Source organism: Streptomyces sp. ISL-87 (assembly GCF_018614095.1).
Taxonomy (GTDB): Bacteria; Actinomycetota; Actinomycetes; order Streptomycetales; family Streptomycetaceae; genus Streptomyces.
This window is the reverse complement of sequence record NZ_JAGGOY010000035.1, coordinates 56,659-75,893: the sequence shown is the minus strand read 5'-3', so window position 1 is coordinate 75,893 and position 19,235 is coordinate 56,659. Positions and strand designations below refer to the sequence as shown.

At 69.1% G+C, this 19,235-nt stretch carries 18 protein-coding genes and 4 pseudogenes; 8 read left to right on the top strand and 14 right to left on the bottom strand.

Translation table 11 applies throughout. The features are described from left to right. From J7I97_RS13730 to J7I97_RS13720, 3 genes are all read left to right on the top strand, one after another. Positions 1–493 (top strand): sugar nucleotide-binding protein (locus J7I97_RS13730; RefSeq protein WP_214934461.1); only part of this gene is annotated, 493 nt, incomplete at its 5' end. Further along, positions 462–965, top strand: a complete 504-nt coding sequence (locus tag J7I97_RS13725; protein WP_214934457.1) for a sugar nucleotide-binding protein — start codon at positions 462–464, stop codon at positions 963–965. The genes J7I97_RS13730 and J7I97_RS13725, both read left to right, overlap by 32 nt. Positions 966–1,109: 144 nt before the next feature. Then, positions 1,110–1,397 (top strand): hypothetical protein, encoded by a 288-nt coding sequence (locus J7I97_RS13720; protein WP_214934454.1) that lies wholly within the window; start codon positions 1,110–1,112, stop codon positions 1,395–1,397. Positions 1,398–1,950: 553 nt separating this feature from the next. Here the strand turns inward: J7I97_RS13720 and J7I97_RS13715 are convergent. Then, positions 1,951–2,124, bottom strand: a pseudogene (locus J7I97_RS13715) (pirin family protein); the annotation flags it as partial. Between the two features lie 229 nt (positions 2,125–2,353). On the opposite strand from J7I97_RS13715, the gene J7I97_RS13710 reads away from it, so the two are divergent. Beyond that, positions 2,354–2,623: a hypothetical protein gene (locus tag J7I97_RS13710; protein WP_214934451.1), complete on the top strand. Its 270-nt coding sequence runs from the start codon at positions 2,354–2,356 to the stop codon at positions 2,621–2,623. Positions 2,624–2,667: 44 nt separating this feature from the next. Here J7I97_RS13710 and J7I97_RS13705 read toward each other — a convergent pair whose 3' ends face one another. The 7 genes and pseudogenes from J7I97_RS13705 to J7I97_RS13685 all read right to left on the bottom strand — a co-directional run. Further along, positions 2,668–3,810 carry an ROK family transcriptional regulator gene (locus J7I97_RS13705; protein ID WP_214934448.1) on the bottom strand — a complete coding sequence of 381 codons (1,143 nt, stop codon included), beginning with the start codon at positions 3,808–3,810 and terminating at the stop codon, positions 2,668–2,670. A 232-nt stretch (positions 3,811–4,042) separates the two neighbouring features. Then, positions 4,043–4,216, bottom strand: coding sequence for a transposase (locus J7I97_RS38465; RefSeq protein ID WP_308369394.1), 174 nt, complete (start codon positions 4,214–4,216; stop codon positions 4,043–4,045). Between the two features lie 98 nt (positions 4,217–4,314). After that, positions 4,315–4,440 carry a hypothetical protein gene (locus J7I97_RS38460; RefSeq protein ID WP_308369395.1) on the bottom strand — a complete coding sequence of 42 codons (126 nt, stop codon included), beginning with the start codon at positions 4,438–4,440 and terminating at the stop codon, positions 4,315–4,317. A gap of 23 nt (positions 4,441–4,463) precedes the next feature. Continuing rightward, a complete protein-coding gene (locus J7I97_RS38455) occupies positions 4,464–4,673 on the bottom strand; it encodes a hypothetical protein (protein ID WP_251058789.1) in 210 nt (69 codons plus the stop codon). 165 nt (positions 4,674–4,838) lie between these two features. After that, a complete protein-coding gene (locus J7I97_RS38450; RefSeq protein WP_251058778.1) occupies positions 4,839–5,177 on the bottom strand; it encodes a hypothetical protein in 339 nt (112 codons plus the stop codon). A 619-nt stretch (positions 5,178–5,796) separates the two neighbouring features. After that, the gene (locus J7I97_RS13690) at positions 5,797–6,552 is read right to left on the bottom strand and encodes a class I SAM-dependent methyltransferase (RefSeq protein ID WP_214934443.1); all 756 of its coding nucleotides are present in this window, start codon (positions 6,550–6,552) and stop codon (positions 5,797–5,799) included. Between the two features lie 141 nt (positions 6,553–6,693). Then, positions 6,694–6,981, bottom strand: a pseudogene (locus tag J7I97_RS13685) (transposase family protein); the annotation flags it as partial. A 357-nt stretch (positions 6,982–7,338) separates the two neighbouring features. Between J7I97_RS13685 and J7I97_RS13680 the strand changes: the two are divergent. Next, positions 7,339–7,857, top strand: coding sequence for a nuclear transport factor 2 family protein (locus J7I97_RS13680; RefSeq protein ID WP_251058777.1), 519 nt, complete (start codon positions 7,339–7,341; stop codon positions 7,855–7,857). Positions 7,858–8,110: 253 nt separating this feature from the next. After that, the gene (locus J7I97_RS13675; protein WP_214934435.1) at positions 8,111–9,175 is read left to right on the top strand and encodes a GNAT family N-acetyltransferase; all 1,065 of its coding nucleotides are present in this window, start codon (positions 8,111–8,113) and stop codon (positions 9,173–9,175) included. A 93-nt stretch (positions 9,176–9,268) separates the two neighbouring features. Here J7I97_RS13675 and J7I97_RS13670 read toward each other — a convergent pair whose 3' ends face one another. Next, entirely contained in the window at positions 9,269–9,412 is a 144-nt protein-coding gene (locus tag J7I97_RS13670; RefSeq protein WP_214934432.1) for a hypothetical protein, read from the bottom strand. A gap of 117 nt (positions 9,413–9,529) precedes the next feature. Between J7I97_RS13670 and istA the strand changes: the two are divergent. After that, a pseudogene (istA, locus tag J7I97_RS13665) lies at positions 9,530–10,926 on the top strand (IS21 family transposase). Further along, positions 10,923–11,287, top strand: a pseudogene (locus J7I97_RS13660) (ATP-binding protein); the annotation flags it as partial. The pseudogenes istA and J7I97_RS13660, both read left to right, overlap by 4 nt. A 434-nt stretch (positions 11,288–11,721) precedes the next feature. On the opposite strand, the gene J7I97_RS13655 reads toward J7I97_RS13660, so the two are convergent. The 5 genes from J7I97_RS13655 to J7I97_RS13635 form a co-directional block, all read right to left on the bottom strand. Then, positions 11,722–12,477 (bottom strand): phytanoyl-CoA dioxygenase family protein, encoded by a 756-nt coding sequence (locus J7I97_RS13655; protein WP_214934429.1) that lies wholly within the window; start codon positions 12,475–12,477, stop codon positions 11,722–11,724. 34 nt (positions 12,478–12,511) lie between these two features. Then, entirely contained in the window at positions 12,512–13,408 is an 897-nt protein-coding gene (locus tag J7I97_RS13650) for an aminoglycoside phosphotransferase family protein (protein WP_214934426.1), read from the bottom strand. Positions 13,409–13,486: 78 nt separating this feature from the next. Beyond that, the gene (locus J7I97_RS13645; RefSeq protein WP_214934423.1) at positions 13,487–14,740 is read right to left on the bottom strand and encodes a 6-phospho-beta-glucosidase; all 1,254 of its coding nucleotides are present in this window, start codon (positions 14,738–14,740) and stop codon (positions 13,487–13,489) included. A 126-nt stretch (positions 14,741–14,866) separates the two neighbouring features. Beyond that, complete coding sequence (locus tag J7I97_RS13640; protein WP_214934420.1) at positions 14,867–16,051, bottom strand: cytochrome P450; 1,185 nt, start codon at positions 16,049–16,051, stop codon at positions 14,867–14,869. Between the two features lie 6 nt (positions 16,052–16,057). Further along, the gene (locus tag J7I97_RS13635; protein ID WP_251058785.1) at positions 16,058–19,144 is read right to left on the bottom strand and encodes an amino acid adenylation domain-containing protein; all 3,087 of its coding nucleotides are present in this window, start codon (positions 19,142–19,144) and stop codon (positions 16,058–16,060) included. Between the last annotated feature and the right edge of the window lie 91 nt (positions 19,145–19,235).

Sequence of the window (19,235 nt, the reverse complement as noted above, 5' to 3'; positions counted from 1 at the left end):
GGCATCGCACACCCTCCTCGATCAACGACAAGCCGTCCGCTGCCTGCCCCCACCACTCCACGATCATGCTCCGAACACGAAGAAGCCCCTGCTCATCGAACAGGGGCTCCCTTTGCCACAACGCACTAGCGTCACCAACGTTGGCGGCAGCCCCATCCTCGCTTCCCGCCGTCCCCCCCAAGAGACGACAGCACCATGGATAGCGCTCGACGCCGCAGACCGCGACTCCTGTACCCGAGCCATCGAGGGCACCCACCCGGATGCCATCGTGCTTGTGCACGGCCCCTCCGACGTTACCTGGTGCGAGGACAACCCTGACCGCACCACCCGGGTGCACACAGCGGCTGCGATCAACATCACCACCACCGCCCCCGGATGCCGGACGGTGCTGATCTCCACCGACAATGTCTTCAACGGCCGCACGTGGGACAACCACGAAGCGTCAGCGCCGGACCCGACCAATGCCTACGGTTGCGCCAAAACTGCTGGCTGAAGAGATCATTGAGGCTGCGCCGGCCGCTTCCATCCTGCGTGTCAGCCTTGTCTATGGTTGGGAACGCGACGAGCCCGACAGCAAGTGGCTGAACTTCTTTGCCTCTTGCGCCCACCGTCTTCGGCAAGGAGAACCCGTACAAGCCCCTCAAGACCAGTGGAGTACTCCCGTCCTCGTCGATGACTTCGCGGCAGTCACTGTTGCCTCACTGAGCACAAAGACCCCGACACTCCTGCACCTCGGCGGCCCGCAGCGGATCTCTCGTGCCGACTGGGCCGAGACCATTGCCGACGGTCTAGGCGTCCCGAGGTCACTCGTGGCACGGGTGCCCAAGGCCACCAGCCGCTACGCCAGCCGACCAGCCAACACCTGCCTGACGAGCACCCTGCTGGACCGTTTCACTACCACACGGGGGCTGCATATCCGCAGTGTCGCCGAAGGAACCACAGCCCTGACGAAGGCCGCATCATAATTCGCACCCTCCGCTCCCGCGAGGTCTACCGCAACTTCTGGTGACCGTTTGGGAGGACGGCATCCAGTACCCCGACGGCAACCATGGCCTGTATGGAGTGGTCCATAAGCCCGACTACGGACCCAAATCTCCCGGCCGACGTGCATGCGGCAGGAGCACCTAACGGGCCGGATCCGCAAGGTCTACGGCGACGCCGTCGACACCACGATCACCGACTGGGCCTGCGCGCACGGCGACATCGGTTGGGCCAACGTCACCGCCCCGACCCTGACCCTGCTCGACTGGGAGAGCTGGGGCCGCGCCGCGCCCCCGTCGGCTACGACGCCGCCTGCCTGTGGTCCGCATCCCTGCCCGTCCCCACGCTCGCCGCCCGCATCCTCACCGAGTTCCACGGCGTCCTCGACACCCGGCCCGGCCACCTGTCCCAGCTGATGCTGTGCGCAAACGTCGAGCGGACCCACCGCCGCTCGGGGAAGACGAGGAGTCAGCATTCGCCCGGCCAGACCCGGCCACAGCCTGATCTACATGAGAATCGCCGCACCCGTGGGCACCCGCTGGACACGCCGCCAGGCATGGGGCCTTGCCGGTGCGACCGCGGCTGCTCCAACACGGCGCCTTGTTGACTGCCAACAACCTCGCATGCCGGCCTCCGCCGCGGGCCAACTGCGGGCTCGACCCTGAAGGGGAAGTCGAACTGGACCTGTCCGTGGCAGTCGAACGGTTCGCGACCGGGCACCTCTGCGTGACGCACCTTTGCCACGAGGAACCTCCCGACTCTCCCTCCAGGCATCTGACTACTCGTCAGTAGAGTCAGCAAAGGGTCAGCATTCGTCCGACTAGACCTGACCACAGCTTGGTACACATGAGGCTCGACTTCAAGATCAAGAAGCCAACCCAGACGCCGCGCCAACTTTCACCAGGCCCCTGGAAGCGGAATGGCGACAACCGCCGCACCTGATGCCTGCGGAGATGAGATCAGCGCAGTTCAGCGCACCCTTCCCCTAGGCTTCAAGCGAGTTGGGGGCAGCTCCGGGGCCGGAATCGGAGCGCTGTCGTAGCCCTTCACCTCGCCGAAGCGGGTGCCGTTCATCCAGTCCTCGCGGGCCTGTGCGATATCCTCTTGGGACCGTCCGATCCAGTTCCAGAACCATTGGATCTCAGAGCATTTCCGCAGGTCAGAGCGTTACGAGTCGCCGGAAGTCAGCAAAAGTCAGCATCGGCGCCTCCCTCAGCGGCACGTTGGCACCGAAACATGACCAGGTTTTCCCAGCGGCTCACCCCTCGCAGCGAGCGTTCATGGGACCTCGAACGGTGAGCCCAGCACCGCTCGGTGTAAGCGCCATCTATATCTCGATCGTCGGCGTGGACGTGGTCCCCCCTACTACAAGGTGAAGTACAACGCCGAGCGGATGCTGGAGGAATCCGGCCTGGGCGTGACGATCCGCGTCCCGGACATGGGCGGCCCCGAGACCCACACCCTCCCCGACCTGGTCCGTACCCACCTCGCATACCGCGGCTCCCGCCGCCCGGTCCTCCCGGTCCCCTTGGCGGGCAAGGCCTACGCCGCCTTCAGGCGCGGCGGCAATCTGGCCCCGTCCCACGCGGTGGGCAAGGGCACGTTCGAGGAGTTCCTGGCCGCGTCCGGGAGACGGGGGTAACGGGCGGCGCCGGCCGGGGATCGGGGTGGGGGTCTTGGGGTCCCTCACCTCCCGCCGAGCAGCGCCTCCCGGGCCGCGTCGCGGGCCGACAGGCGGGCGCCCTCCAGGACCGCGTCGCCGCCGAGGGTGGTGGCCCTGACCTCCGTGGGAACCGGGGTGAGGGCCGACAGGCGGGTGGCGACGCGGGCGGCCAGGGCGGGGCCGCCCGCGAGGCCGAGTTCGCCGCCCAGGACCACACAGCCCGGGTCGAGCACCGCCGCCACGGCTGCCGCTCCCAGGGCGAGCCGTTCGGCCAGGGCCTCCAGGAAGGCTTCGCCGGCAGCGCCCGCCACCGCTTCCTCCACCGGCCCCGCGAACCCGTGCTCCGCCGCCAGTGACGCCACCGCCTCGCGCCCGGCGAGGGCGTGGAAGCCGCCGCCGCAGTCGGTGGCGGAGGGCAGACCGGCGGTGCCGGGTACGGGCAGGAAGCCGATCTCGCCCGCGCCACCGGACGCGCCCCGGCGCAGTCGGCCGTCCAGGACCACTGTGGCGCTGACGCCCGCGCCCAGCCAGAGCAGCACGAAGGAGTCGAGGTTCCGGGCGACGCCGCAGCGCTGCTCGGCGACGGCGGCGAGGTTGGTCTCGTTCTCGACCAGGATCCGGGCGGGCAACTCCCGCTGGAGCGCGGCCACCAGTTCCCGGTGCCAGGCCGGCAGGCCGCTGGTGTCGCGCAGTTCGCCGGTCGCCGGGGACACCAGGCCGGGCGCGCCGACCGCCACGGTGTGCAGCTCGGCCGCGCCCACCTCGCGGGCCGCCCGGCGCAGTTCGGCCACGGCCGCCTCGGGCGCGTCCACCGGAAGCGGGGTCCGGGTGAGGGGCTGGCCGACCAGGTCGGTGACGACCGCGGTCGCGCTGTCGGTGCGTACGTCGAGGGCGGCGAGGAAGGCGCGGCGGGCGACGATGCCGTACAGGCGGGCGTTGGGTCCGCGCCGCTGTACGCCGGACTCGCCCACCACCTTGATCATCCCGGCCGCCGCGAGCCGGTCGACCAGGTCCGCGACCGACGGACGCGAGAGGCCGGTCAGCGTCTTGAGCTGGGCGGCTGTCAGGGGGCCCTGGTCCTGGAGGAGCCGCAGCGCCAGCCGGTCGTTGACCGCCCGGGCGGTGCTCGGCGAGGCCGGGGAGGGGGCGGGAACCGTTGGGGTCACGGGGTCATCCTAGGCGGCCGGATGGACGGAAGATCGAACACCCTCTATCTATCAGGAAAGCTGCCTGATAGTTTACGGCCCATGACGACGACCGGGGATCACGACCTCCCCCCGCGGCAGCTCCGCCGCGCCCGCCAGTCCATCGCGGTGCCGGCCAAGGTGGAGGCACTGCGGTCGGAGGCGAAACGCCTAGTCGCGCGCGGCTGGCTGGACGAACCCGCGCCGGGCAGGTTCATGCTCGCGAAGGCCGCGGCCGCGCGAGGCGGCAGGTCATGAGCAGGGTCATCGACCAGCAGACCATCGCCTCGGCGCTGGTGGTGCGGCGTTCGTAGTCGCGTGCCAGGCGGCGGGTGCGCATCAGGTGGGCGAAGAGGCGCTCGACGATCCACCGCTTGGGCAGGACCACGAAGCTGCGCGTGTCGTCGCTGTGTTGGACGATCGCGAGGACCAGGGCGAGCGTGGCCAGGCAGTACTCGACGAGGGGGCCGGTGTGGCCGCGTCGGCCTAGACCAGGGCGAGGCGGTGGTGCGCGTCGGTCACCTGCTCAAGCAGGGCCCGGGCGGCGGCGCGGTCGCCGGTGTCCGCGGCGGTGACCATCACCCACAGCAGCAGGCCGAGGCTGTCGACCACGACGTGCCGCTTGCGCCCGTTGATCAGCTTGCCGCCGCCGAAGCCGCGGCTGTCGGAGCCGACGACGGCATCGCTTTGACGGACTGCGAGTCGATCACGCCGGCCGTCAGCTCCGCATCCCGCTCCTCCCTCTCGCGGATCCTTGCGCGCAGCCGGTCGTGGAACTCCTTGATCAGGGCGTGGTCGCGCCAGCCGGGCAGCGGCCGGACCACGGCCCACTCCGCGTCCGTCATGTCCGAGGGATACCGCCGAACACGTTCCGGATGATCGGCGGCGTTTCCGAACCGGTGGGCGACACAATCACACGACGGAGACATTGAGTTGAAGTCCACCGGGGCGAGCGCGTAGAACTGCGGCAACAGGGTCTCCTGGATCTCGGTTGGCTTCGCAACCCCGAGCTACCAAGAGGCCCTGCCTTCATGCCCGAGGCCAGCCGCGATCACCCGATCGAGACTCCCGTTCGACACACACCCCTCAAGATCGGAACGACAACAGCTGTGACGTGGCCACAGGGCGCGGGCCAGCCACAACGCCGTGCTGATCCGACCGCGCTCCTCGGCGACGACGACTGCCCGGGCCACATCGGTCACTTCCGCCGCCAGGACGGCGATGCCGTCCTGCACGGCCGCGTACCCGGCAGGGAACTCCTCCGGCAGCTCGGTGCGCCAACTCTCCGGCAGGGCCGCGCGGGAAGTGTGCAGGACGCGGACGAGGAGCGTGTCGAGTACGCGGTCCACGGCGTCCGAACACGCCTGGGCGCCGTACTCGGACGCGGCGGCCTGGCCAACTGCCGCCGGATGTCGGGCCGGAACCGGTAGCGCAGATCGGAAAGGGTCTCCATCCCCACATCCACGGCCTCGTCCAGCACTCGAGCTGCGGCCTCCTCGTCGATACCGGCGGCAGCGGCGGCGATCGCCGCGCTGACGGACGGCCAGCCGCCGCAGGCCGTGAGTCGGCAGAGGCGTACGGCCTCGGGCCCGAGGAGGTCGACGTAGTACTGGCCGTCTGGAAAGCGCTCGCGCCTCGACCGCGAGCCGGAGCGCCACCGAAGTGGTGCCACTGCCCGTGGGCCCCGACAGCAGCGCGACCCGAGGCCGCCCCTCCCAGGGCCGGTCGGCCTCACGCAACAGCCGCTTGAGGACCCTCTGTCGATTCCTAAACTCCCACGGCTCCGGAGGCATGCCGCCCGTGGACGGTATGCGCGCGGGCTCCGAGTCGCCCCCCACGCGCAGGGCCCACTCACGCGCCCGCTCCGGAGCTGCAGCGCGCCCAGGACCTCATCCGCTGATCACGCCGACCCCCGGTCGCCCCGGGAGAAGGGGGCGCTCGACGAGCACCCGGCCCCTTCTCCCGGGGTCAGCTGATCGGCTTCTCCCAGACGGAGACGTGCTGGGCGCTGTCCTCGGTGAAGGGCAGGCGCGTCCAGCCGTCCCAGCGGTCACGCAGCCGCAGGCCGGCGAGCTGGGCCATCAGGTCCAGCTCCGCGGGCCAGACGTAGCGGAAGGGGATCGTCCTGGCTTCGCCGTGGCCATCTTCCGCGATCTCGATGTAGTGGCAGGTCGCGTCCTGGGTGACGGTGTCGTAGACGGTGTAGGCCCACTCGCGCGGACCGGTGCGGAACGGGACGATGTTCTGCCCGGCCGGGATCTTGCGGAGCTCCGGGACCAGCACCTCGACGACGAAACAGCCCCCGGGCGCCAGGTGCTCGGCGGCGTTGCGGAAGCAGGCGACCTGGGCCTCCTGGCTCGTCAGGTTCATGATGGTGTTGAAGACGAGGTAGGCCAGGGAGAAGGGCCCATCGGCCGTCGTGTCCACCGTCGTCCCGGCGAAATCGCCGATCGACACGCCGATCCGCTCACCGCCCGGCTTGGCGCGCATGCGGTCCACCATCGCCCGGGACATGTCGATGCCGTGAACCGGGACGCCCCGCCGGGCCAGCGGCAGCGCGATGCGCCCCGTCCCGATTCCCAGCTCCAGGGCCCTGCCGTCCCCCGCGAGTTCCGCGAGGAGATCCACGGTCTGCTCGATGACCTCCTTCTGGAACTGGGGTCCCTGGGCATCGTCGTACCGCTCTGCCACCTGCTTCGAGAAGTGGCCGTCCGCATCGGTCATCAGCCGACCGTATCGCCTCCGCGGCGGAGGAACCAGACCCTCGCGGCTGCCCGTTCGGTTGGCTGGCGCGCCCCTACTTCACCGGCTCCAGGATCGCCACGCACTCCACGTGGTGCGTCATCGCAAACATGTAGAGCCAAAAACGAAGTCGGGATCATGCTCGCGCAGCGTCTTCAGCAGACCCGGGGCACGTGCGGCGAGCAGGTCGACGACGGCGCTGGTGTAGGCGTGGGCGGTGGACACGCTGATCCCGAATCCGGTCGCGAGCTTCGCCAGCGTGGCGTGTTCGCGCAGGTACACCAGTGCCACCATCGCGCGCTGGGACGGACGGAGCTTGCAGCGCCGGTCGCCCTCACGGGTAACGATCAGCATGGTGACCCACTCCACGAGTGCGTGCGGCAGGTCGAGTGCGGCAGGATGGATGACCAACAAGGCCCCCGAGCTACGTGATTGAGACGTCAGACATCTCGATCAACAGCCCAGGGGCCTCGCTCGTTGCGCTTCACGGCCCGTCACCCGATCGGTGGCCAACTCGAAGAAGCTCAGTGATCGAGATCCGGTCGCTGTCCGTCGGGTCCTAGGCCGGGTTGATCGAAGGGGTGGCCAACCACCCGTGCGTCGACACGGACGCTTCGGTGTTCCGCCAGGTATTCGGACAGCCGAACCGGACGGACCACCAGGCGATGACCACGAGGCCGGGAAGGGACCACCCTCTCCGGCTCAGCTCCCACTCCAGAGACGGAATACCAGACCAAAACACCAAAGTCGCCTATCTATCTGTAACGGATGCGGTTGCATACCCGTACGACTCGAGAATGCTGGACAGTCCGGTCGGTATCCACGGTATCCAAGCTTTTTGGAGATCATCCTGCCAAACGCGTCTTACGCAGGATATCGAGACCGGTGCCACTGTCGGCGATTCACGGCGACACCATTTTGCAGCGGTGTCAGTGTGCTGGTCCGCCCGTGTGGTCACCGGCCCCGATTCTGCTTTGGCTGTGTCAGGCCGAAGCGCTCCGCTTCGACGACGTAAGAAACACGGACCTTCTGATCGATGTCGACGGCGATGGCGAGGGCGACGGCGATGGTTCGTCGGCCACGGCGTCGTGGAACTCCCTGATGACCCACGTCCACCACGAGGCCGCCCTCAAGGCGCTCGGCGAGGACCTCGACCCGCTGTTCACCGTGGGCGGTGTGTGGGAGGCGGACCTGCGCCGCACGTCCGCCGGCTGGCGCATCTCGCGTACGTCGGTGCGTCCGCTGTGGATGTCCGGGACGGCACCGCAGCCGGCGGCGAACGCCTGAGGTCGACCGCGGCGAAACGGCCGGCATCCTCCCGGATGCCGGCCGTTTCGCGTTCCTCTCGCGTTCCTCTCGCGCCTCTCACACCGGGGGCGGCCTGGCTGGTTTTCGACGATTGGCCGAACTCGAATGGGGATTGTCTCCGCATTCGAGAACTTTCCCCTTGATTGCTGACACCTCCTGTGTCAGCCCCTAACATCCTTCACACCCCTGGCAGTTGGGGGAGTATCAGCCGTCACCGAAGCAAGGGAGAGGCGTGACCGACAACAGCGGCCCCCTCACCGTCGAGACCCGGGAGACCTTCCCTGCGGAGCTGCTCGACGTCACCTGTCGCCCCCGTTCCGTCAGCCTCTCGCCGCGCCGCCTCGCCTCCATGGACGGGGACGGCCGGTGGCGGACCCGCTGGGCCGTGGCCCTGATCGGCGGGCGGGTCATCGGCGTCCTCGGTGCCCACCGTCCGTCCTCCGCCCGCTTCTCCGGAGGGTTCTACGACCTGAACGAGCTCGGCGAGCAGCTGGAGCGGCCCGTCCTGAAGGACTCGCGGCGCTGGGCCGTCGTCGGCGGCTGCCGCGACCTGGCCGCCGGTGCGGTGACCGACACGCGGCTGGACGACAAGGAGACCGCGCGCGTGCAGGCGGCCCTCGCCGCCCAGGTCTTCGGCGAGGCCGACGAGGCGGGGGACCTGCCGGTCGCCCTGCACGTCCGCCGCGAGGAGGCCGAGGCCTTCGCCGCCGGTATCGGGCCGCGCGCCCTCGTCCGTACCCTCGACGAGACCGCCAACCTGTATCTCACCGGCGACGACCCGGAGCAGCACATCGCCGCGCTGAGCCCCTCACAGCGGGAACGCTGCCGCAAGGACCGGCGCCGCTTCGAGGCCCTCGGCTACCCGGCGGCCCGGGTGCCCGCCGTCTCCGTGCTGGAAGAGGCCGCCCCGCTGGTCTTCGCCGTCAAGGCGAAGTACGGCGTCGTCGACCACCCCCGCCTCAGCCTCTTCCGGCTCCGGGAATGGGTCCGCGCCTTCGGCGAGGACGCCTGCCACGCCAGCGTCGTCCGCGACGACGCGGGCCGCCTCGTCGCGGTCTACTTCTTCGCCGTCCAGGGCGAGGTCCTGGGGGGGTACGAGATCGGGCTCGCCGACGACGTGCCCGGCCGCGAGTTCGCCTACCTCCAGGCGATGATCCACGGCCCCGTCCGGTACGCCTTCGAGCTCGGCTGCCGCAGCATCGACCTCGGGCTCGCCTCCGCCACGGTCAAGCGGCGGCGAGGCGCGGTCATCAGCGAGACCTGCCTCGTGACGATCGCGGAGGCGGCCGGCCGGTAAACGAATGTGTGCGGGGGCGGGCGCATGCGCGACCTCGACTTTCGTCGTCGGACCGCGCGACTGAAGAGGGACGCCCGCCGGTCGTGCCGCCGCCTAGGGTGCGAGCGTGGACGCTATGTCGGATTCCGAGGCCCGGGGCGCGAGCCCGTCCTGGGCGAGGACCAGGCTCGCCGCCTGGTGGGACTGGTTCGTGGTGCCGGGACAGTTGTCGGCGTACACATGAACGTGCCCAGCCACGTACGAATGAACGTGCCCAGCTTTTGACGTGCTGAGGGATGCTGCTGGGCAGCCTGCTGCTGGCCTGTTCGGGGTGGTGGAGGGCGGCTCACCGTGGTCTTGGACCCGCAGCGGTGGATGGAGGTTCGGCGTTTTTGCGGACTGTTCGAGTCCGCGGCGATGAGCTTGTCCGAGATCGCGAGGGAGACGGGGCTCAACCGCCGCACGGTCCCCGCAAATACCTGACCACCCGGGCCCCGATGTCTCCGCCTCGTCGGTCATCGACCGGGCACGCTCGCGGACGGATGGTGGATGATGTTGCGCCACTGATCGACGCGATGCTGCGGTCGGAGATCCTGATCAAAGGGGCAGTGGTCCACGAGCGGCTGGTTGCGGAGTACGGCTTCACCGGCAACTACCAGCGGGTGAAGCTCTACATGCAAGAGGCCCGGCCCCGAGTCGCGGAAGAACTGGGCATCACCCCAGGGGAGCTCGCCGGTCTCCACCGCAGGTTCGAAGTGGTCCCCGGAGCACAGGCCCAGGTCGACTGGGGAGACGAGGGAAAGATCCTCGCCCACGTCGGGATCCCGAAGGTCTACTCGTTCCACATGACCTTGTCCTACTCGCGGGGTCCGTTCTGCTGCTTGACCACCAGCCAGGACCTTGCCACATTCTTTGACTGCCACCGCCAGGCGTTCGCCCACTTCGGCGGGGTGCCGATGTCGATCGTCTACGAGCGCACCAAGACCGTCGTCCGCCGGCACGTCGCACCGGGCGAGGCGGTCCCTCTGCATCCCGAAGCCGTCGGATTCGCCGGGCACTACGACTTCGACATCGACGTCCTGGCCGCCTACCGCCCCACCGGAAAGGGCCGGGTCGAGCGGCAAGTCCTGATCGTCCGCGACCACGTCCTGGCCGGACGGGCCTTCTCCTCCACCGAGGAACTGGACGCCGCGTTCAACGCCTGGGTACCCCTCCGCCGAGCCAAATCCCACGGTACCCACGGTGAAGTCATCGGCCACCGCGCGATCCGCGACCACATGGCCCTGCGTCCGCTGCCGGCGACGCCCTATGTCGTCACTCAGCGACACCTTCGCCATGTCGGCAAGGACTGCCTTGTTGCCTTCGACGCGAACCTCTACGCAGTGCCGGCCCGAAAGGTCCGCCCGCGTCAACTGGGCGAAGTCAGGGCCACGAAGTCCCAGATCACCCTGCATGCCACCATGCCGAACGCCGACGGAGTGACCCTGCTGGCCACCCGTCGGCGGGCCGTCGGCCGCGGGGCCTGCGTCGTCGACGAAAAGCACTGGGACGGTCTTCCCGACGGACGGAACCGGCGAACCACCACCGGCGACATCCCACCCCGGCTCCGCCACCAAGACGCCTTGAGCCAGGAAACCCGCTCGCTGATGGCTCTCCTCAACCGGGCAGCAGCCGTCCGAGTCGAGGTCGGCCGCAGACCGCTGTCCGTCTATGACGAACTGACCGGGACCCGTCCCTTCACAACCCACCCCACGCCGGAGGAGCTCAGTTGAGCGCGCTGGTCAGCACCCGCATCCGCAGCACGGCCGCCAAGCTCGGCCTGCCCCACCTGGCCGAGAGCCTGACCCAGTACGCCGACAGAGCAGACGACGCCAAGATGGGCTACCTCGAGTTTCTCGACCTCGTCCTCGCCGAAGAACTCGCAGTCCGCGACGACCGGCGCTTCCGCCACGGCCTCCGGCTCTCCAAACTGCCGCACCACAAGACCCTGGACGAGTACGACTTCGCTTTCCAGCCCGAACTCGACCCCCGCAAGATCAAAGATCTGGCCACCCTCGCCTTCGTCGAGGCCAAAGCCAACGCAGCCCTGCTGGGACCGCCGGCGTCGGAAAGACGCACACCGCCGTGGCTCTCGATCACCACGCAGTGGTGATGTTCCTTGCCGATGTCCACTCCGGCCCAGATCCGGGGCACGGCCACCTCCGCCAGCTCGTCGCGCGTTCACAGCCCAGCAGACGACCTCGCCGACATTGCCCTACACAGCGATCGAGTCGCATCTCCCAATTGGCGGTCGAGTCGTCGCGGGGCTCCGGGCGGCCAAGCTCCTTCAGCCGTCTCACGGCGCCCACATGACAGCCATACCCGGAACCTCTGGGTCCACCGATCTTACGAATGACCAGTTCAAACCCACGACCAAGAAAGCAGGGCCGACATGAAGGCCTTTCACAGGGGCGTGCGGAGGGCGAGCGAAGGGCGTACGGAGGATGTCTCGTCACACTATCCGGGATCGCCGAAGGCGCGGCGGCCGGTGTGTCCCGGCTGCGCCGCGCCTTCCCGCGCCGCGTGTCTCAGACCCGGGCTCCGAGGCCCTCCATGTCCAGCGCCGCCTCCTTCAGGCCCAGCAGGTCGAACGCCTGCTCCGACAGGTCCGCGACGATGGCCGGCGGCAGCGCCGTCCAATCGTAGTGCGTCGGGATCTCCGGGTGCGTGTAGGCCGCGTGGATGCTCCGGCGGTCGGCGCCGCTGGCGTTCGGGCGACCGCTGTGGATGAGGTGCGAGTTGTGCATGATGACGGCACCGCGAGGCGCCTCGACTATGACCTCGTCCGGGTGGGCGTCCATCGCGTCGCCCATCCGGGCCAGTGCGGCGGTGTCGTCCAGGTGGGAACCCGGGATGACGCGCGTCGCGCCGTTCTCGGCGGTGAAGTCGTCGAGGCACCAGATCGCGTTGCACTTGTCGAAGGGCCGCCCGCGACGGCGGTCCAAGACGTGCAGTGGCTGGCCCGCCGCACCCGCGGCGGGCGAGCGGCCGTTGATCAGGTTCAGCAGGAGCCGCGGTCCGACCATCTGGCTCGCGGCGTCGAGGAGCAGCGGGTGCAGGAGGCCGTCCTGCACCTTGGCCGAGTAGTACAGGGCGTTGTCGACGAAACGGACGCCCTCCTCGGAATCGCTGATCTCGTGGAGGCGGAACTTCTCCCACGAGGTGTCCATCTCGTCGCCCAGCTCGTCGCATTCCTGCGGAGTGAACACGTCGAGGAGGACCACATATCCCTCGGTGTCCAGCTGCTCGCGTTCCCCGGGCGTCAGGGCAGTACGGTTCAACACGTTCTTCCTCCCTCGCGGTGACTGTGCTCGAAAATCAGACCTGGGTGTTGGAGACGATGCGCGCGAGGGTGGTACGACCCATGTTGTACATCGCCGGGTTGGTGTCGATGTAGTACCAGATCGCGCCCATGCACTGCTCGAACGCCCACGCCTTGCTGCGCTCCCATTCGAGGTCGTCGCAGCCCAGCTCCTCGCGGAACACCGCGCGAGACGGGTCGTCGAGCAGGTGCCACGCGGCGATGACGTCGAGGGCGGGGTCGGCCGGGGCGAAATCGCCGCTGTCGAGGACGCCGGCCAACCGGCCGCCCTCGACCAGGACGTTGTTCGGGGTCAGGTCGCCGTGGGTCATCACGTCGCCCGGCTTGTCGGGGAGCTCGCGGAAGTGGCTCCAGAGCCGGCGGAGCAGGGGCACGTCGAGCAGGCCCTCGCTCTTCTCGAAGCAGAGCTCGACCCATTCGTCGTGGTCGGGCAGGTGGCCGCCCCGGTTCTCGCCCTGGAAGGTGCGGCCCTCGGTGTCGGCGGTCCGCAGCGCCTTGAGGAGACCCGCGAGGTCGCGGGCGAAGTCCGGGGATCCGCCGAAGCCCGCGGTGGCGACCTCTCCGGGGACCCAGATCTGCACCGACCACGGCAGGGGGTAGCCGCTGCCCGGCTCGCCGAGGGCGACGGGGCGCGGAGCCGCGACCGGACAGTGCTCGGCGAACCGCTGCGAGGCCCGGGCCTCGCGCTGGAGGGTCTCCCGGCAGACCTCGGGGTCCACCGACTGGAGCGGGAAGCGGGCCGCCAGCTCGTCGCCGATGCGGAAGATTCCGTTCACCGTGCCGCTCGACGTCAGGCGGCGGACCTCCAGCGCCTTCCATTCGGGGAACTGGGTGGCGATGAGCTCACGGACGGCCTCGTCCTCGATGATGATCTCGTCGTCGTGCATGGTCATGCTTCGTGTGTCCGATCCTTGGTCAGTGGTACCGGCCCGCGTGTGGCCCTTGCGTCCGCTGTCGATGGGGGGCGGGCTTCAGCGAGCCCATGCCAGGTGTTCGGCATTGGCCGCGATCAGCTTGTCCGTGAGCTCTTCCGCCGCCTGGTGCTGGCCGATCAGCGGGTGGGCGAGGAGTGCGGCGTAGACGCGCTCGCGGCCCCCGCGTATCGCTGCTTCCAGGGCGAGTTCCTCGTACGCGCTGACCGAGGCGATGAGGCCGGACATGCTCGGCTCGACCGGGGCGACCGGCCGGGGGCGGGCGCCGTTCGTGTCCACGTCGCAGGTCACCTCGATGACGGCGTCGTCGGAGAGGAACGGCAGGGTGCCGTTGTTGCGTACGTTGACGGCGTGCGGGCCCGCCGCGCTCGGGTTCAGCAGCGAGGACAGCAGCCCGACCGCCGCCTCCGAGTAGTAGGCGCCGCCCCGCTCCTCCAGGAGCTTGGGCTTCTTGCTGAGCGTCGGGTCGGCGTACATCCGGAGCAGTTCCGACTCGATCGCGGCGACCTGCTCGCCCCGGGTGGGGCGGCCGGTGTCCTCGCGGACGACCTCGTCGTGGCAGTAGAAGTAGCGCAGGTAGTACGAGGGCAGGGACCGGGTGGAGAGCAGAGTCCGGGGCGGCAGTCCGACCTCGGCGGCCAGCTCCTCGGGCCGGGTCTCCAGGAGCTCGGGCAGGCGGTCGACCCCGTCGACGTACACGGCCCGCTCCCACGTCAGGTGGTTGAGCCCGACGTGTCCGAGCAGGACCGACGACGGCTTGACGTCGAGCATCTCGGCGATCCAGCGCTCCAGCCCGATGGCCACGTTGCACAGGCCCACCGCGCGGTGGCCGGCGTCCAGCAGGGCGCGGGTGACAATGCCGACGGGGTTGGTGAAGTCGACGATCCAGGCGCCGGGCGCGGCGAGGCGCGCCGCGCGCTCGGCGATGTCCAGGACGACGGGGACCGTGCGCATGGCCTTGGCGAGACCGCCGAAGCCGGTGGTCTCCTGACCGACGCAGCCGCAGCTCATCGGGAGGGTCTCGTCGCTGATCCGGGCCTGCTGTCCGCCGACGCGGAGCTGGAGGATGACCACGGAGGCGTCGGTGAGACCGGCGTCGAGGTCGCTGGTCCACGTGACGCGGCCCGAGGCGCCGTAGTCACCGAAGATCCTGCTGGAGAGTCCGCCGATCACTTCGAGGCGATCGGCGACCGGGTCGACCAGGCACAGATCCGCCTGCGGGAAAAGGCGGGCGAATCCGTCGACGAGTTCCGGTGTGTACGTGGAACCGCCGCCCACAACTGCGATCTTCATTGCCGACTCCTGCAATCGTCACCTCGCGGATCGTCGCCTCGCGGCACGAAACCGATTCAAACAAAATCAAGAAACATCTTTGCCTGTCAAGGCAATTGGACGGCACCTGACCGCAATGCGGAATAGTTACTTCAACTTCAGCCGCATGGGAAGTCGGGCCGGCCCGTTGACGGCTATCGACGCCAGTGGAGTGACGGGTCCGGCCTGCTCGAAGGAGGCCACGGACGTCACCAACTCGTCGAGGAGAATGCGACTTTGGTGGCGCGCCATCGTCTGGCCGATGCAGACGTGCGGACCGAATCCGAGAGCGAGATGACGATTGGGTTTACGGCGGAGGTCGAACTCCTCCGGCCGGTCGAACTCCTTCTCGTCGCGATTGGCGGAACGCACCCAGAGAACGACCCTTTCGCCCTTCCGGATCCGCTGGCCGTCCCTTTCCATGTCGCTCGTGGCCGTTCTCATGCTGTGCGTCGCGCTGCTGCCCCAGCGGAGGATCTCCTCGACGGCGCTCGCCTGGATCTCGGGGTGTTCGCGGAGGTCGTGCCACTGCTCGGGGTGGTCGAGGAGCGCCGCCATTCCCGCGGCGATGGACAGGCCCGCGTTCTCCGAGGCGCCGAGGAGGTTCTCGCAGTTGAGGAGGACTTCCGTCTCGGTGAGGAGTTCCTCGTCGACCTCGCCGTCGAGGAGGAGGCTGATCGCGTCGTCGGCCGGCTCCTCGTCCCGCTGTTCCATGAGGTCGATGACGTACCTGGTCAGCGGTACGTGGCTGGTCATCGGCTTGGCCGCGGCGAAGGCCTCCTCGATCCACCGCACGACCGTGTCGAGATCCGCGTCCGGCACGCCGAGCAGGCGGGCGATCAGCAGGCTCGACAGCCGTCCGGCGACGTCGCGGGCGAAGTCGAACTCCCCGCTGTCCGCCGCTCGAGCCAGCACGTCGCGCACGTCCTGGCGCAGGCGGTCCGCGAGGGCGCGGGCGCTGCGCTCGTTGAAGTGCGGGGCCAGCATGGAGCGCAGGCCGTTGTGGCGTGGCGGGTCGGTCAGCGCGAGGGTGAGTCCGGTGCCGGGGTCCTCGCCGTTCACCGACGGGCGAAGCAGGACGCCCCCTTCGGAGCTGAAGCTCTCGGGGTCGGCGTAGACGGAGCGGACGTCGTCATAGCGCGTCACGGACCAGAACGCCGGGTATCCGTCGGGTTCGTGACGGACCCACGGGTGGGCGGCCCGCATCTCGCGCCAGATCCCGTCCGCGCGTCCGTCGGCGTGGGTCCGGGGGTCGAGCAGCGCGTCGGCTGCCGCGTACGAAGCGTGCGTCACGGCGTCTCAGCCTTCCGTCTTGCGTATGTGGTCGAGGAAGCCGCTCAGCAGGGCGCGGGCGACCGAGGCCGTCACCGCCGTGACGTGGTAAGTCACTTCGACGAGTAGGCCTCCGTCCTCGGTCGGCCAGATCTCGCAGTGCAGTTCCATGGGCACGTCGAGGTACGGCAGGCGCAGGCGGGAGACCGTGAGTCCGTTGAGCCGCAGGTCGGCCGTCCGGTTGTCCTGGAGCGCGAACATCATCTGGAAGATCGGTGTACGCCCCCGGGAGACCGGTCCGACGAGTTCGGCCAGCCGGTCCGAGGGCGCTTCCTGGCAGGCGAGCGCGGACTCGATCCGCCGTGCGGTGAAGTCGACGGCCTCGGCGAACGAGACGTCGTGTCCGTCGCAGAGGGACGGGCCGTTCAACCGGATAGGGACGACGGTGAGTTGGCAGCCCATGGCCCGTTCGTCGCCCACCGAGGCGCGGTCCGCGACCGGGACGCCGACCGCGGTGTCGGTGACGGTGAGGGTCTCGGCGAGCGTCCATCCCCATGCCGTCAGGAGCACGGTGAAGGGCGTGGTGGCCCGCTCGCGGGCCGCCCGGGACACGGTGGCGTACTCCTCGGGAGTCAGCCGTTCGCTGATGGCCTCGATGCCGAACCCGGTGGTAGCGGGCGGGACTTCGGACCAGATGATCTCGGGGACTCCGCGCAGGGTGTCGGCCTGTGCCCGGAGTTGCCCCTCGACGTCCGTCCGGTCCGACTTCGTGCGGCGCAGCTGGGCGAGCTGGGTGAGTCCGGGCGGCGGCGGGGCTTCCACCTCGCCGTTGTAGGCCCGGCTGAGGTCGTCCGCGAGGACGGCTTCGGACCAGCCGTCGAAGGCCACGTGGTGGAAGCTGCAGCCGAAGACGCTGACGTCGCCGGAGAGTACCGGCACGATGGCGGTGCGCCAGACGACGCCTTCCTCGGGGTCGAACGGCAGGGCGAGTTCCTCCTTGAGGGCCTCGATGGCGGCTTCGAAGGAGTTCGCGGGGCGCAGGACGTGCAGGGGCGGCGCGTCGATGTCGGTGTCCGCCATGTGCGGTCGCGGTTCGAGCGTGTACTGGGCCCGCAGCGGCTCGTGGCGTTCGTGTACGGCGACGACGGCGCGGTCCAGGGCTTCGAGGTCGACCTGCCCGGTGAGGGTCCAGGCGACGAGGCAGTGGTTGGTGAGTCCGTCGGGCTGGACGACGTCGCGGAGGAGGAAGGCGCGCTGCACCTGGCTCAGTTCGAGGTCGGTAACCGGCTGCGGCTCGTGCTTCTCCTCGTCCTGCGCGGCTTCCCGCGCCTCGTGGAGCCAGGCCGTGAGGCCGGACACGCTCGGGTCGCGGTAGAACTGGGAGAGCGGGATCATCTGGCCGGTGCGCTGTCCCAGCCTGGCGCAGAGCCGGCCGGCGTCGAGCGAGGATCCGCCCAGGCCGAAGAAGGACAGGTCGTCGGGGACGTCGGTGCGGCCCAGCACCTGAGTGAACGTTTCGGCGACGATGTCCCTGAGCTCGTCGCCCGACGGCTCCACCGCCTTCGCGCCGGTGTCCGCCGGCTCCGGCGTGCGGGTGGGGTCCGGCTCGGGCTCGTCCGCGAGCCATTCGAGCAGGCGCGCCTCGCTGACCTTGCCCCGATCGTTGAGGGGGAGCTCGTCGATCACCAGCAGGCGGGAGGGGCACTGGTACGAGGGCAGGTGCTCCTCGATCAGGCCGAGCAGCCCGGTGAGGCGGTCGCCCCTTTCCCGGGGCACGCAGAAGGCCACGAGTTCGTACGCGTCGTCGAGCGCCGTCCGGCGTGCCACGACGCGGCAGTCGACGACGGCGGGCGACATGTTGAGGACGGCCTGTTCGACATCGGCCGGTTCGACCCGGTTGCCGCGCACCTTTACCTGCCGGTCGGCACGCCCCCGGAACTCCAGGAGTCCGTCCGGCGAGCGCCAGACCCCGAGGTCGCCCGTGCGGTAGACGCGGGTGGGGCGGCCGTCGAGGACGTACGTGGCGAAGCGTTCCGCCGTGAGTTCCGGGTCGCCGAGATAGCCGATGGCCAGTCCGTCACCCGTGATGCAGATTTCGCCCTCTTCGTCGTCCCCGCATTCCCGGTCGCCGTCGAGTACATAGATGCGCGTCGCGGGCACGCACAGGCCGAGGGGAATCCCGCCGGGGCGGAGATGGTCCATGGGCATGACACGGTGGGCGCTCGCGAAAATCGTGCTCTCCACTGGTCCATACCCATTGGTGAGCTCAATTGCCGGATGCGCTTCGAGGAACCTGCGTACGTGGTCGACGGAGAGCCGCTCGCCGCCGACCATCACCTGCGACAGTCCGGCGAGGGCACTGAGGTCCTCGTCGACGATCATATTGAAAACACTGCTGGTCAGCCAGACCGTGTTCACTCCGTCTTCGGAGATGACCCGGCGCAGCAAGTCGGGCGTCAGGAACGGCTCTTCGATGATGACGCTGGTTCCGCCCCGCAGAAGGCTGCCCCAGAGTTCCAGAGCGAAGGCGTCCCAGGGCGTCGCCGCCGCCAGGGTCATGACCGTCCGGCGGTCGAAGCACGCGAACGTGTCGTCGACGAACAGCCGGGAAATCGAGCGGTGCGGGACGACAACACCCTTGGCTCGTCCGGTCGTTCCGGACGTGAAGAAGACACAGGAAGCCTCGTCGGAGCCTACCGCGACCGGAAGGAAGTCGGTGGACCGGCTTGTTCCACCGGCGGATTCACGACCGAAGTCCGTCAAGTCCTCGTCCGGCGGCGTCCACACGGACAGCCCCAGGCCGTTCGCGGGATCGTCGTCGACGACCACCGTCGCTTCGAGGTCGCGGATGACCGACAGAAGACGGGGCTGTGGCCATTGGGGGTCCAACAAGGCAAATGCCGCACCGGACTTGAGGACCGCTAGCAAAGCCGTCACGAGTCTCACGCTGCGCGGCAACAACACCGGAACGAGCGTTCCGGGTCCGATGCCGCGCGAAGCGAGTTCCGCTGCCCACCGAGTCGATGCCTCATCAAGCGCGGCATAAGTCACGTCGCGGCCATGTGCACGCAATGCGACACTGTGCGGCGAACTCGCCGCCACCCGCGCCACCATCTCGTGAAGTCCGCCGTCCATGACCAACTCTGCCGTATCCGTTGAGACTTGCGCCCCGTCATCCGGCGTCATTGATACGCCCCCCGCGGTA